The sequence below is a fragment of the Streptomyces sp. NPDC027189 genome (assembly GCF_055566975.1).
Window position 1 is genome coordinate 19,353 of the sequence record NZ_JBVHRI010000004.1, and the last position, 13,592, is coordinate 32,944.

The following is a 13,592-nucleotide window of genomic DNA, read 5'->3' on the forward strand; positions in this document are numbered from 1 at the left end:
ACCACGCACGCAACAGCGGCAAGCCATTTGAGGACCGTGATCACCGGCGGGGAGGGCGGCGTCGGCGCCGAATGCGGCCGGGGTGCGGGGCGAGCGGTTCAGGAGAGCCAGTCGGTGTGGCGGGTGAGGGCGAGGTGGGCGTCCTTGTCGGTGAGGACGTCGCCCTTGACGGCGGCGAACATCCCGGCGGTGGGGTCGGCGACGACGGTGCGGTTGTCGCCCTTGTGGGACAGGGCCTGAACCGATCGTTCTTGAACCGGGAACGATCGTTCGGAAACCATGGCGCGGGCCGACCCGGCCACGTAGTCTCGGCCACCGCGACAACTTTATGAGTCAACTGCCGGGAGCCCCTTGGTGAGTGAGTCCCCGCCGCCTCTTCCCGAGACACTCGCACGCCTCGACGCGCAGATCGCCGCGAAGCGTCTGGACCGAGGTGAAGTCCTCGACACACGTGGCCTGTCGGGGCGGACCGCCGTCCCCGAGGCGGAGATCCGGGCCCTGCTCGACGGCGAGGCGCCTCGCGAGGACAAGGTGGACGACCGGGTCCGGGGGCGGGTGCGCGCGCTGTACGAGGCGTATCTCACCGAGAGCGGGAGGAGGCCCGCCGATGTGTGCCGGGAGGTCGCCGTCCGGCTCGGGATCAGCGAGAAATGGGCACGGACCCTCCTCAACGGCGACAAGATGCCGAACGTGCCGGACCTCACCCGGCTCGCGGAGTTCTTCCACATCGACCAGGGCACCAAGTTCTTCACCGACCCGGCCGCCGTCGCCCTGAACGGAGCCCTTCAGCGCACCCTTCAGGAACTCGAAGGCGGCGTGGAGGACGGCCCGCTGCTCAAGTTCACGATCAAGCACGGGGTCGTGACGCTCGCACTGCGGGGCAAGCGGCTCACGCCGCGCAAGCAGGAGGCGCTCGTGCTGATGCTCGAAGGCCTGCTGGGCAGCGAGGAGGCGGAACGATGAAGCTGGTCGGCAGGATTCGCGGGCTCGCGGCGGCGCTTCGTTCACCCAAAGCCGACTCCGAGATGCGCGCCCTCGCGGTGGAGCTCAGCCGCGTACTGCGGAAGAGGATCGACACCCCGCTCGACGTACGGGAGTTGGCGGACGCACTGTGCGAGGAGATGAGCAGGCGGCGTGACGGCCGTCCCGTCCAGCTGCGCTTCGAGCGCTTTCCCGACGAGATCGAGGTCACGGGACTGTGGATGGAGTTCCACGACTTCGACCTCGTCATCATCGAGGAGCGTGCCGAGACGGTGCAGCAACTCGTCATCCTGGGCCATGAGTTGTGGCACATGAAGGAAGGGCATCGCGACCATCACGTGGACGGCGCGGCAGCCGCCGCGCGCGCCCTCTCCGAGAGCCCCGACTGGCAGGAGATCGCCCTCACCGTCGCCGCCCGCAATGGATCCCACGAAGCCGACGAGGCCGAGGCCGAGGACTTCGGCCTGCATCTCGCCAGCGTCTTCCGCTCCTGGGTGACCGGCCCCCGTGCCCAAGGCCCCGTCGACCCGGTGGGCCGGGCCATCCAGGCGTCCCTGGGCTATCGCGGACCCCGGGACTGACCGGCGATGAATCCTTCCCGCTTCTTCGACGGCCTGTACATCTCCTTCTGGATACCGGCGGCGGTCCTGACCGCCGCCCTGGCGATCAAACTGCCCAGCATCATCAAGCTCTGGAAGGACCCCCTGCTCAGAGCGGTCGGCGGTCTGCTCGTCCTCGCCTGCGGCGTCTTCGTCTTCGCGGCGCCGCCCACCATCACCTGGACCAACCGCGTCACCGGTGTACCGAACATCTCGGCACCGCTGGTCTACAGCCTGATCACCGCGTTCTGCGGATCCGGTCTGCTGCTGATCACCGCCTGGCGCAACGGCATCTCCGACAGCTCGCAGACGACCCGACGCGCCACGAGATGGGTGGTGAGCGTCTACTCGGGCGTGATCGTCGCGCTGTGGGTGCTGTTCGCACTCGCCGACGCCGATGTCGAGCGGGTGCGGGACCTCGACACGTACTACGCCACCACCGCCTTCCTGCGCGAAGAGATCGTGCTCTACCTGCTCGCGCACACCGTGGCCTGCCTCATCACCTACCGGCTGATCAGGAACTGGATACGCGCCGATGGCCTCGACATGTGGCTGCGCAGCGGCCTGAAGTTCCTCGGCGTCGGCTACGCGATGAACCTGATCTACGACGCCTCCAAGATCACGGCGGTGGTCGCCCGGTGGACCGGCCACGACCTGGACTGGCTGAGCACGGCCCTGTCGCCGCTCGTCGCCTGTCTCGCCGCCATCCTGATCGCGGTGGGGTTCATCCTTCCGCACGCCGGCCAGTACCTGCACCGCCGTGCGCGCACCCGGCTCGGCCACTGGCGCCTGCGGCCCCTGTACCTGCTGACGCGCACCGTCACCGGCGGCCGCGTCCCCTTCAAGCTGCGGGCCACCCCCGAACTGCGCCTGACGCGCCGCGAGACGTTCATCCGGGACGCGCTGCTCCACCTCGCCCGGTACATCGACGGGGACTTGGAGCGGCGGGCGTACGACGCCGCGGTCGGCCTGGGGCGCGAGCCCGGGCGGGCGAGGTCGCTCGCCCAGGTCGTGGCGATCCAGGACGCCATCGAGACCAGACGACGTTCCCGGGAGGACGACGCCGGCGCCCCTGTCGGCAGCCCGGACATCGAAGACCTGCTGGAGGGGATCGAGGCCGTGTCCCGGGCCCTCCGCCACACCGACGACATCAGGGCGGTTCGCGAGCGCGCGGCCGCCGCGGCAGAGAGCGTGCCCGCCCCATGAGTGCCGACCCCACGAGCGATCGTCCCGTGAGCGATCGCCCCTGAGGTCCGCCGTCGTCCTCGGCGGCAGCCTCGCCGGACTGCTCGCGGCCCGCGCCCTGGTCGAGTTCGCGGACGTCGTCACCGTCGTCGAGCGCGACGTCCTGCCCGACGGGCCCGAGCGCCGCACGTCCGCCGCTCACGGACGAGGAGTGGAAGGCGGCGGGCGCCCGCTCCGACCGAGCCAATCGTCCGCCTCGAGGACAGGCTCGACGCGGAGCGCCCGGGGCGGCGCGTGCCGGCCGCGCTCGCAAGGCTTCCCGAGGGCGAGCGGGCGACGGCAGTGTCACGCTCACCGTCAGGGACCAGACCATCGGCATCGAGGCCCAGCGCGCACTCGCGAGGCAACCGCGCCCGAAGGGCATCCAGGTGACCGTGAACGTCCTCGCCCCCTGCCACATCTGTGAGCACGACCCGGTGCTCCGGGCGATCAACAAGCAGGGCGACCAGGTCCCCGTCCTCACCTCGCGGTGGAACCGGACGATCACCCTGGCCCGGGCAACGTGCTGGTCTTCGACAACCTCAGGGACACCACCCGGCCGCACCTGGGTCAACGCCTGCACGAGCAAGGGCGAGGTCAAGCCCTGTGTTCCGGTGAGGCTCGCCCATGCCGGACGACCAGCCGACGGATGCGCCGAAGTGCGTCGACGCCGACTACTCGATGGAGGCGCCCACCACATCCGCGACCACACAACTCACGTTGTCCGGTCCACCGGAGTCGTTCGCCGCACCGACCAGGGCCCGAACGGCCTCCTCGGGTATGGCACTCGATGTGAGAATCCGCGCGATCCCCTCATCCGGTACGACACCGGAGAGGCCGTCCGAGCAGAGCAGGTAACGGTCGCCCGGCCGGGCGTCGTGCAGCCGCAGATCGGGTACGGGGGCGGCCGAGCCGATCCCCAACGCCTTCAGGAGCAGGGAGCGTTGGGGATGAGTGGTCGCCTCCTCCGGCGTCAGACTGCCCTCGTCGATCATCGACTGCACGACGGTGTGGTCGTGAGTGATCCGGAACAGCTCCCCGTCGCGCAGCAGATACACGCGCGAGTCCCCGATGTGCACCAGCGCGAGCTGGGACCCGGTCCACACCATGGCGGTGAGCGTGGTGCCGGCGTCCCCGTCAGGGGCGATGCCCTGGACGGCCTGGGTGGCGCCCTGGACGGCGTCCTCGAGGAGATTGAGCACGCTTCCGGCAGGGAGCGGCTCGTCGTCCAGGAACTTGAGGGCCTCCACCGCCGCCGTACTGGCGGGTGCCCCGTTCGGCCCGAAGCCGTCGGCCACGGCGAGGACGCGGGTGCCCGCGTAGGCGGTGTCCTGGTTGGCGCCGCGGACCAGACCGGTGTCGGAGAGAGCGGAGTAACGGAGTTCCAGCATGCTGGTGTCCTTCCTGGGGGACGGCGAGAGATGGTCCACGAGGAACTCCGCCAGATCCCGGCGGGCGACCGTCTCGGCCTCGACCTGGGCCCAGTACGCGCGGATCTCCCGCGCGGCCGGCTCCGGGGCCATGGCGCACACCCGCCGGATCCGGGCGAGCGGCATTCCGAGCCGTCGCAGCCACGCCAGCAGGCGCGCCTGCTCCAGCTGCCCGACCGCGTAGTACCGGTACCCGGTCTCCGGGTCGACCCGGGCGGGCCGCAGCAGCTCCAGCTCGTCGTACAGCCGCAGCGCCTTCGGTGACAGCCGGCACGCCTTCGCGAAGGCCCCGATCGTCAGCATGTCCATGCGTCCACCCCGTGGTCCGGTCGTTCCTCGTTCCGCCACCGATGCTGGGGCTTGCCCAATGGTGAAGGTCAACCCGATGGCTTCCAGCACATGACGGACTCCTCCAGAACCGCGAACAGAGCGTCGAGGGCCGCCGGGTATGCGCGTTCGGAAGGGGCGGCGAAGCCGATGAGGATCCCCTCGGGGCGGTCGCCGTCGAGGCTGTGGTGAAGTTCGGCGAGACCGCGCAGGGCCACGCCCTGGTCGGCGCATGCGCTCAGGACGTCGGCCTCGGCGGGCCGTCCGGGCGGCAGGGTGACCAGGGTGTGCAGGCCGGCCGGGACGCCGTGCGCGGTGAGGCCCGGGAACGCGGACATCCGGTCGATCAGCAGCTCCCGGCGTCTGCGGTAGCGCAGGCGGGCCGCGCGGACATGACGGTCGTACGCGTGCGTGGCGATGAACTCGGCCAGCACCAACTGGCCGAGCGTCTCGGTGTACAGGTCATCGGCCTCCTTGGCCCGGACCACCGGGGCCACCAGGTCGGACGGCAGGACGGCCCAGGCCAGCCGGAGGGCGGGCCCCAGCGTCTTGGACGCCGTACCGCAGTACACGACCTGGTCCGGCGCCAGGCTCTGCAGCGCGCCGACCGGACGACGGTCGTAGCGGAACTCACCGTCGTAGTCGTCCTCGACGATGAGCCCGCCGGTGGAGCGCGCCCACGCGCACACGGCCTGACGACGGGTCGGGTGCAGCGGCACGCCGGTCGGATGGTGGTGCGAGGGGGTCAGGAAGACCGCGTCGGTGTGGCCGGTCAGGGTGCCGGTGTTCGCGCCCTGCGCGTCCACCGGCAGTGCGTACGTGGTGAAACCCGCGCGGCGAACGGTGTCCCGGTAGAAGTCGTGGCCGGGGTCCTCCAGGGCGGCGACCTCGCGGCCTCCCGCCGTCAGGACCCGGCACAGCAGCTGAACCGTCTGGTAGTAGCCGGAGGTGATCACGATCCGGTCGGGGGTGGTCAGGACACCGCGGGTGCGGCCCAAGTAGTCGGCGAGCGCGGTGCGCAGTTCGATACGGCCCTGGGGGTCGCCGGGGCCGAACACCTCGGGCCGGGCCCGGTCGAGGACACGACGCGTGGCAGCGAGCCAGGCGCGGGTGGGGAAGGTGCTGACGTCGGGCCGTCCGGGGCGCAGGTCGTGTGCCGGAGGACGCGTAAAGGTGTCGGTCGTTGACTCCGGCGGAAGCCGGAGCGGCACGTCGGCGACCCTGGTCGCGGCTCCCGGCCGGGAGATCACGTATCCCTGCTCGGCGAGCTGGTCGTAGGCCGCGGTGACCGTTCCGCGCGACAGGCCCAGCTCCTGGGCGAGCCCCCGCGTCGAAGGCAACGGCGTCCCCGCCGTCAGCCGACCGGCGCGGATTGCCTCGCGCAGCGCCGCCTCCAGGCGGGCACGGCGACCGCCCTGCGTGTCGAGGTCGAGGTGCAGGTCGAGCCTCGAACCGGACCAGTTTTCAGGCATGGGACTGGATCTTATTCATGGTCCGGAAGACACATAGCTTCGTGGCAGCGACGAAAGACCAACGGACAAGCGGGCGGCCGGCGCCGGCCCGCGAAAGGAATCCCCGTGATCGTGATCGCCCACGTCAGCGACCTCCACATCGACAGCGACCGACGTAGCGTGGAGCGCGCCCGCGCCGTCATGGCGTACCTGGAAGGCCTCCCCCACGACCTGGACGCCGTCCTCGTCACGGGCGACATCGCCGACCACGGCCTGCCGTCCGAGTACGAGGAGACGCGCGGCCTCCTCGCCTCCCGGCACTCGGTCCTGGTCTGCCCCGGCAACCACGACGAACGCTCCGCGTTCCGCGAGCACTTGCTCGGCCGCCCTGCCGCGCCGGGTCCGGTCAACCAGGTCCACCAGGCGCCCGGCTTCACCCTGGCCCTGTGCGACTCCTCGGTACCGGGCAAGGACCACGGCCACCTGGAGGACGAGACCCTGACCTGGCTGGACGAGGTCCTCACGCAGGCCACGACCCCCGTCCTGGTCGCCTTCCACCACCCACCGGCCACCCTCAACATGCCGTACGTCGACGGCATCCGTCTCCTGGACGAGCGGCCCCTCGCCGACCTGGTCGCCCGCCACCCCCACCTCACCGCCTTCCTCACCGGCCACGCCCACACCCCGGCGGCCACCACCTTCGCGGGCCGCCCCCTCCTGGTGGCGCCCGGCGTCGTCTCGACCAGCCGCCTCCCCTGGGAACACCGCGCCCACCCGGACGACCACGTCCACCTGGACCTGCCGCCCGCGCTCGCCTTCCACGTCCTGGACGCGGACGGGCGACTCACCACCCACTACAGGAGCGTCATCGTGTAGGAACGGTCGGGAAAGGTTGTGACAGTGCCCGCAGAAAGTCCCCTACTGCCAAGGAGTACGTGTGTCCTCCCTCTTCCCGGCCCTGGTGGGCGGTTCGGTCGCGGAGCGGTCCGCGCTGCGTTTCGGCGATCGGTCCCTGACGTACGCGGAGCTCGCCGCCTCGGCGGGTGAACTGGCCGGGCGGCTCGGCGATGCCGGGAGGGTCGCCGTATGGGCGACGCCGACCTTGGAGACGGCCGTCGGTGTCGTGGCCGCGCTGCTCGCCGGGCTGCCGGCCGTGCCGCTCAACCCGAAGTCGGGGGAGGGCGAGTTGGGCCACATTCTCGGCGACAGTGCGCCGTCGCTGGTCCTCGCCGGTCCGGGCGATGAACTTCCCGAGTCCGTACGGGCGTTGGAGCGGATCGACATCCAGACGAACAGCCCCGGAACGGGCGTGCCGCCCGCGGAGGCGGACCCCGCCGCCCCCGCCCTCATCGTCTACACCTCCGGCACCACCGGCCCGCCCAAGGGCGCCGTCATCCCGCGTCGCTCGATCGCCTCGACGCTGGACGCGCTGGCCGACGCCTGGCAGTGGACCGGTGACGACGTGCTGGTGCACGGGCTGCCGCTGTTCCATGTGCACGGGCTGATCCTGGGCATTCTGGGGCCGCTGCGGCGCGGCGGCTCCGTACGGCATCTGGGGCGGTTCAGCGCGGAGGGCGTGGCGCGGGAGCTGAACGGCGGCGCGACGATGCTGTTCGGGGTACCGACGATGTACCACCGGCTCGCCGAGGCGGTCACCGAGGACGTGGAGCTGGCCAAGGCGCTCGGCCGGGCGCGGCTCCTCGTGTCGGGTTCCGCCGCGCTGCCCGTGCACGACCACGAGCGGATCACGGCCGCGACCGGGGGCCGGGTCGTGGAGCGGTACGGGATGACCGAGACGCTGATGAACACGAGCGTCCGGGTGGACGGTGCGGCGCGCCCCGGCACCGTCGGCGTGCCGCTGCCCGGCGTCGACCTGCGGCTCGTCGAGGAGGACGGGACGACGATCGCCGGGTACGACACCGATGGCACCCCCACGGGCGCGTACGACGGCGAGAGCGTCGGCGAGATCCAGGTGCGCGGGCCGAACCTCTTCACCGAGTACCTGAACCGGCCCGACGCCACCGCCGCCGCGTTCACCGAGGACGGCTGGTTCCGCACCGGCGACATGGCCGTCCTCGACCCCGACGGCTCGGTACGCATCGTCGGCCGCAAGGCCACCGACCTGATCAAGAGCGGCGGCTACAAGATCGGCGCCGGGGAGATCGAGAACGCGCTGCTCGAGCATCCGGCGGTGCGCGAGGCCGCCGTCACCGGTGAGCCCGACGACGATCTGGGCGAGCGGATCGTGGCCTGGATCGTGCCCTCCGATCCCCACTCCCCGCCATCCGCCGACGAGTTGGCCGACCACGTGGCCCGCCGTCTCGCCCCGCACAAACGGCCGCGCACCGTGCGCTTCCTGGAGTCCCTGCCGCGCAACGACATGGGCAAGATCCTGAAGCGGGCGCTGCCGCGTGACTGAGCGTTTCCCGGCGCGCGAGACCATCGCCCTGGTCACCGACACCTTCACGGAACTCGCCTCCCCCATAAGGGAGTTCCCAGCGAACGGCCCACTCTCCTGGCAGGGTTACGACGACTCACGCGCCCGCGCCGCCGCCCGCACCGGCGAGGAGGAGTCCGTCGTCTGCGGCACCGCGACCATCGGCGACACCCCCGCCGTACTGATCGCCTTCGAGTTCGGCTTCCTCGGCGGCTCGCTCGGCGAGCGCACCGGGGACGGCCTCCAAGCGGCGTACACCTACGCCCGCGAGCACCGCCTCCCCGTCGTCTCGCTCGTCGCCACGGGCGGCAGCCGGATGCAGGAGGGCATGCTCGCGCTCACCCAACTCCAGCGCGTGGCCAGTGAGTCGGCGCTCACCCGCGAGGCGGGGCTCGTACAGATCGCCGTGCTGCGGGACCCGACGACGGGCGGCGGATGGGCCACGCTGGGCGCGGGCGCCGACGTGACCCTGGCGCTGCCCGGCGTCCAGGTGGGCTTCGCGGGCTCCCGGGTCCGCCCGCCCGACGCGGACCCGGCCGCGTACACGGCGGAGGCCCAGCTGGCGGCGGGGGCGGTGGACGCCGTCGTACGTCCTGAGGAACTGCGGGGCACGCTCGCGCTGTGGCTGGGCCTGCTCACCAAGCCGTCGGCCGAGGCCGCGCGGGTCCCGCCCGCCCTGGGCGCACTCGACCTCCCCGCCACCGGCTGGGATGCCGTCCGGCGTGCCCGCTCCCCCGAACGCCCTCGCGCCGAGGCCTACTTGGACGCGTACTTCACACACCGGGCAGCCATCAGCGGCGACCGCTGCGGCGGCACGGACGACGGCATGCTGTGCGGCTTCGGCCGCGCGCGGGATGGACGGCCCCTCGCCTACGCGGCCCAGGGCGGCACCGCGACCCGGCCCGCCGGATACCGCACCGCCGCCCGGCTGATCCGGCTCGCGGGCCGACTCGGCATCCCCGTACTGACGTTGGTGGACACGCCCGGTGCCGCCAACGACGCGGATGCGGAGCGGCAGGGCGCCGGCGCGGCGATCGCGGACCTGTTCGCCGCGGTGGCCACCGCCCGCACGCCGGTCACCACGCTGGTGATCGGCGAGGGCGGCTCGGGCGGCGCACTCGCGCTGGCCGCACCAGACAACACCTGGGCCACGCCGGACAGTTACTTCTCGGTCATCGCACCGGAACTCGCGGCCGCGATCCTGAAGCGGACCCCGGGAGAGGTCGAAGCGACGGCCGGCCAACTCCGCATTCGGCCCCAGGACTTGCTGGATCTGGGGGTGATCCGGGGCATCACGGAAATCCCCGGGACCTGAACCGATCGGTGGTGCCGGATCCCCCCTTCCCAGCGGAGCCGGCACCACCCGCACAAGCACCCGGGCCGGTTACCGCACTCCCACCGCCCGGATGATCTCCTGGCTCACCGAGCCGCCCTGGTCGTCACGCGCCGAGGCTCGCAGCGAGATGTACTCCGCGCCGCCCGGCACGCTCAGCGTCCCCTTCCAGGACGCCCTGTCACCGGCGAGCGGGACCGCCTTCCAGGTCTTCCCGTCGTCGTACGACACCTCCAGCTTCCCGCCCCCGATGGTCCCGGTGTCCGGCGCACCCTTCACATACTCGGCGTAGATGCCCACCGGCACCCGGCCGCCGCCGCGCACATCGCCCGCGAGGTCGGTGTCGACGTCGTATCCGAGGTTGAGGAGCGGCAGGAAGGTGAAGTGGTCCTCGGGGGTGGCCGCCGATCTGACGGTCCACTCGGTGTGGCCCTTCGTGGACAGCTTCCAGCGGTCCGCGTCCAGAGTCGTGTCCGTGACGACCTTGTACGTGTGCTCGTCGGCGGGCGCGTCCCAGACGTACGCGCCCGAGCTCTTCCGCCGGTCGACCAGGGAACCGTCCTGGTACACCTCAGTGAACTGGGTCATCCCGGTGTCGTCGCTCCACACGTCGCCGAAGCCGGTGTGGTCGGGCCCGGAGTCGCCCCAGCCGGGCGTGTTGAACTGGATCTGGTTGCCGGCGCGCTCCTGGCCCCAGCCCAGTCCGGTGCCGAGCCAGGGGTGCCAGACGGGCTTGAACCAGTTGAGCGTCGGGTGCGTGCCACCCCGGTAGGCGATCAGTCCGCTGCGTTCCTCGAGCGTGCCCGGCCCGGCGCTCACGGACTCGTGCCACAGCTGCCCGGCGCCCGTGGAGACGTAGTCGGTCCGCTCGGCCGGGTAGTCGATCCGCTCCTGGAAGCCGATCCCGATGGGGAAGGCGTCGGTGATCGAGTAGCGGAACTCGCCGCCCGACACGGGCTTCACGGCGTGGAACCTGGTGTCCAGCACGGCGAGTTCACCCTTGCCGGGCTCATACGTGAGGTCTCCGCGCGGGATCGCGCCCTGGTGCCCCTGCGAGAGGTCGTACAAGTACGGCGTGTTGCGCGTCCCGGTCATCTCGACACCCTTGGCCGCCCGCAGCCGTGCCGCGTCCGCCGCGTTCACCGTGGCGATCTGCAGCGGCCGGTCGGCGTCGTCGTCCGTGCCGAACCAGGCGTTCAGCCGCCCGGCCGTTTCGTCGGTGACGAACAGGGCCTTGGCGCCCGCGTCCTGGGCGGCCTGGGCGAGCGCGGCCGGTTCGACACCGTCGGCGAGCCGAGCGAGCACGGCCTTGCCGCGCACGTCCTTACCGGTGAAGACCCCGTCACCGACATCGACCAGCGGCAGCCTGCTGCGCCCCTCGATCAGCGTGCCGCCCGGCTGGACGACCGCCTCGCCGATGTCCTCGACCTCCAGCAGCGGCTTGCCGAGCCGCCACACCGTCCGGTACTCGAAGCTGCCCTTGGTGACCTTCGCGGTCGGCGCGGCGAAGACGCTGTCGTACTTGACGGGCACCTGCACGGCGCCGAACAGGTCGGAGCCGCCCGCGTTCCGGTCGTACTCCATCAGCCGCTGCCGGGTCTCGGTCCGCCGGTCGACCTTGGCCTTGAGTTCCCTCAACTGCCGCCCGTCCAAGGTGACTTCGCGATCCTGGTCGAGCGTGACCTCGGGCGCCGCGAGGAAGCCGAGGCCGAGCGAGTCCGCGCCGTGGCTGCCGTGCACGTCGAGGAAGGACGTGAGGCTGTACGTCCCCGGCTTCAGCCGGAGCTTCAGGGTGCCGGAGTCGCCGACCTGCGCGGGGTACGGGTCGACGCCCTGGGCGAGCTGCTGGACCACGACATCGGCTGCCGCGGCGGCGCCCTCCCGGTCCTTGACGTGCACGGTGAGCGTGTACCGCTCCTCCTCCTTCACCAGCCCGAACGCGGTGTGCGCGACGGGGGTGCCGGCCACGGACGCGACGATCTGTCCGGACGTGTTGCCCACAGGCGCCTTGGAGCCGTCACCGGTCACCGTCGTGGACGCGGTGCCGTGCGCGGGCACGGTGAGCGAGGAGTCGGCGAGAGTCGCGGCGCCGTCGGCGGCACCCCGCACGGCGAGGCTCAACTCGACCGCGCTGCCGGAGGAGTTGCTGTACGTCACCGTCTTCGTGACGGGCTTGTTCGCGTCGTACGGCCAGCTGTAGAAGCCGAGGTCGGCGCTCCCGGTGGCGGTCACGGCAGCGTCGATCGTGTCCGGAACACTCACCCGCCCCGAGCCCAGCACATAGGCGGACGCGTCGAGTTGCTTCGACGTCGACACCAGCGCGTCCTTGAGCTGGGCGCCGGTCCAGCCGGGGTGCTTCTCGGCGAGCAGCGCGGCCACGCCCGCGACGTGCGGCGTCGCCATCGACGTACCGCTCATGGAGGTGTAGTAGCCGCTGCCGCTCACCAGTTGGGAGCGGGCGGCGAGGATGCCGACGCCGGGTGCGGAGAGGTCGGGCTTGAGCGCGTTGTCGCCGTAGCGCGGTCCGGCGCTGGTGAAGTAGGCGGCCTGGTCCTCCGAGTCCACCGCGCCGACGGTCAGCGCGGAGTCGGCGGCGCCGGGCGAGCCGATGGAGGAGGGGGCGCCGGTGTTTCCGGCGGCTATGACGAAGAGGGCGCCGGTCTCCTTGGACAGGGTGTCGACCGCCTCGGCCATGGGATCGGTGCCGTCACTGGCCTCGGTCGAGCCGAGGCTCATGGAGATCACCTTGGCGTGCACATCGCGCGCGGCCCACTCCATACCGGCGATGATCTGCGACTCGCTGCCCGAGCCCTGGTCGCTGAGCACCTTGCCGACGGCGAGCGTGGCATCGGGCGCGACACCCTTCTCCGTACCGCCGGAGGCGGCACCGCTGCCGCCGACGGTCGACGTGACGTGGGTGCCGTGCCCGTTGCGGTCGGCGACCTCCTGTCCGTCGATGAAGCTCTTGGTCTGCGAGACCCTCTCTGCCAGGTCGGGGTGGCTGGTGTCGACACCGGTGTCGAGGACGGCGACGGTGACGCCCTTCCCGGTGAGCCCGGCCTCCCAGGCCTTCGGTGTGCCGATCTGCGCGTTGCTCTCGGCCATGTCGGCCTTGACGCGTCCGTCGAGCCAGACCTTGCCGATCCCGTCCTGGCGGGTCATGGCCTGCCAGAACGTCCGTCCTTTGTCCGCGTCGAGGGCGGCACCGCGGATGCTCGGCAGCGCGCGTGTCTTCTCGGCCCCGCGTGGCGTGGCTGTGCCGCTCTTCTTCTCGTACGTCACGATCAGCGGCAGCTCGTCCGTCTTCTGGTCGGTGAGCCCCTGACGTATCAGCTCGCTCACGTCGAACAGCCGCCGGTCCAGGGTGCCCGCCCGCAGATACGGCAGCGCCTCGTCCGGTACGACGCTGACGGCGCCGTTCACCACCTGGGTGCGCACGGCGCCGGTGGCCCCCTCGGGGCGCTCGACGGTGACGGTCTTCTTGCCGCCGCCGAGGTCGGTGACGGTCACCTTGTCACCGGTGACGAGGGTGACGGTGCGGGCGGCGGAGGCGGCCCGGGTCGGCACAGAACCGGCTTCTTGCGCGCCCGCCTGCCCCATCGGCAGCAGGGCGAGCACGAGCCCGGCCGACAACAGCCCGGCCCCGCGTCTCGCTGGTCCTCTGGTCATGTGTGCCCTCTCTTCGTCGGCGCCGGGCTCTGCTGTGTTGCTGCGCTGCGAAGAGTGTCGGGGGGCTTGTGTTGCTGGGGAGTTGACGGGACCTGGCGGGAAGGCGCCCTGGCGGCTTCCCGCCAGGGCAGGCGGGTACGA

Annotated in this window: 10 protein-coding genes and 1 pseudogene; 6 read left to right on the forward strand and 5 right to left on the reverse strand. The window is 71.6% G+C overall.

What is annotated here, in order from left to right:
- Positions 1-98 precede the first annotated feature (98 nt).
- A pseudogene (locus ACZ4RZ_RS11075) lies at positions 99-233 on the reverse strand (LysR family transcriptional regulator); the annotation flags it as partial.
- Positions 234-354: 121 nt separating this feature from the next.
- Here ACZ4RZ_RS11075 and ACZ4RZ_RS11080 point away from each other — a divergent pair.
- The 3 genes from ACZ4RZ_RS11080 to ACZ4RZ_RS11090 are packed head-to-tail and all read left to right on the forward strand — an operon-like array spanning position 355 to position 2,786.
- On the forward strand, positions 355-963 hold the full coding sequence (locus ACZ4RZ_RS11080; protein WP_467743702.1) for a transcriptional regulator: 609 nt from the start codon (positions 355-357) through the stop codon (positions 961-963).
- Positions 960-1,562 (forward strand): toxin-antitoxin system, toxin component family protein, encoded by a 603-nt coding sequence (locus ACZ4RZ_RS11085; RefSeq protein WP_467743703.1) that lies wholly within the window; start codon positions 960-962, stop codon positions 1,560-1,562. The genes ACZ4RZ_RS11080 and ACZ4RZ_RS11085 overlap by 4 nt, the downstream gene beginning before the upstream one ends.
- 6 nt (positions 1,563-1,568) lie before the next feature.
- On the forward strand, positions 1,569-2,786 hold the full coding sequence (locus tag ACZ4RZ_RS11090; protein ID WP_467743704.1) for an MAB_1171c family putative transporter: 1,218 nt from the start codon (positions 1,569-1,571) through the stop codon (positions 2,784-2,786).
- Here the strand turns inward: ACZ4RZ_RS11090 and ACZ4RZ_RS11095 are convergent.
- From ACZ4RZ_RS11095 to pdxR, 3 genes are all read right to left on the reverse strand, one after another.
- On the reverse strand, positions 2,731-2,967 hold the full coding sequence (locus ACZ4RZ_RS11095) for a hypothetical protein (RefSeq protein WP_467743705.1): 237 nt from the start codon (positions 2,965-2,967) through the stop codon (positions 2,731-2,733). The genes ACZ4RZ_RS11090 and ACZ4RZ_RS11095 overlap by 56 nt on opposite strands.
- A gap of 511 nt (positions 2,968-3,478) precedes the next feature.
- On the reverse strand, positions 3,479-4,543 hold the full coding sequence (locus ACZ4RZ_RS11100) for a MerR family transcriptional regulator (RefSeq protein WP_467743706.1): 1,065 nt from the start codon (positions 4,541-4,543) through the stop codon (positions 3,479-3,481).
- Positions 4,544-4,611: 68 nt separating this feature from the next.
- The gene (gene pdxR, locus ACZ4RZ_RS11105) at positions 4,612-6,033 is read right to left on the reverse strand and encodes a MocR-like pyridoxine biosynthesis transcription factor PdxR (protein ID WP_467743707.1); all 1,422 of its coding nucleotides are present in this window, start codon (positions 6,031-6,033) and stop codon (positions 4,612-4,614) included.
- Positions 6,034-6,138: 105 nt separating this feature from the next.
- Here pdxR and ACZ4RZ_RS11110 point away from each other — a divergent pair, with 105 nt between their 5' ends.
- The 3 genes from ACZ4RZ_RS11110 to ACZ4RZ_RS11120 all read left to right on the forward strand — a co-directional run bounded on the left by ACZ4RZ_RS11110 (position 6,139) and on the right by ACZ4RZ_RS11120 (position 9,764).
- The gene (locus tag ACZ4RZ_RS11110; protein ID WP_467743708.1) at positions 6,139-6,888 is read left to right on the forward strand and encodes a metallophosphoesterase; all 750 of its coding nucleotides are present in this window, start codon (positions 6,139-6,141) and stop codon (positions 6,886-6,888) included.
- Positions 6,889-6,949: 61 nt separating this feature from the next.
- Positions 6,950-8,431 carry an acyl-CoA synthetase gene (locus tag ACZ4RZ_RS11115; RefSeq protein WP_467743709.1) on the forward strand — a complete coding sequence of 494 codons (1,482 nt, stop codon included), beginning with the start codon at positions 6,950-6,952 and terminating at the stop codon, positions 8,429-8,431.
- The gene (locus tag ACZ4RZ_RS11120; protein ID WP_467743710.1) at positions 8,424-9,764 is read left to right on the forward strand and encodes a carboxyl transferase domain-containing protein; all 1,341 of its coding nucleotides are present in this window, start codon (positions 8,424-8,426) and stop codon (positions 9,762-9,764) included. The genes ACZ4RZ_RS11115 and ACZ4RZ_RS11120 overlap by 8 nt, the downstream gene beginning before the upstream one ends.
- A 69-nt stretch (positions 9,765-9,833) precedes the next feature.
- Here the strand turns inward: ACZ4RZ_RS11120 and ACZ4RZ_RS11125 are convergent, their stop codons facing one another.
- The gene (locus ACZ4RZ_RS11125; protein ID WP_467743711.1) at positions 9,834-13,451 is read right to left on the reverse strand and encodes a S8 family serine peptidase; all 3,618 of its coding nucleotides are present in this window, start codon (positions 13,449-13,451) and stop codon (positions 9,834-9,836) included.
- Between the last annotated feature and the right edge of the window lie 141 nt (positions 13,452-13,592).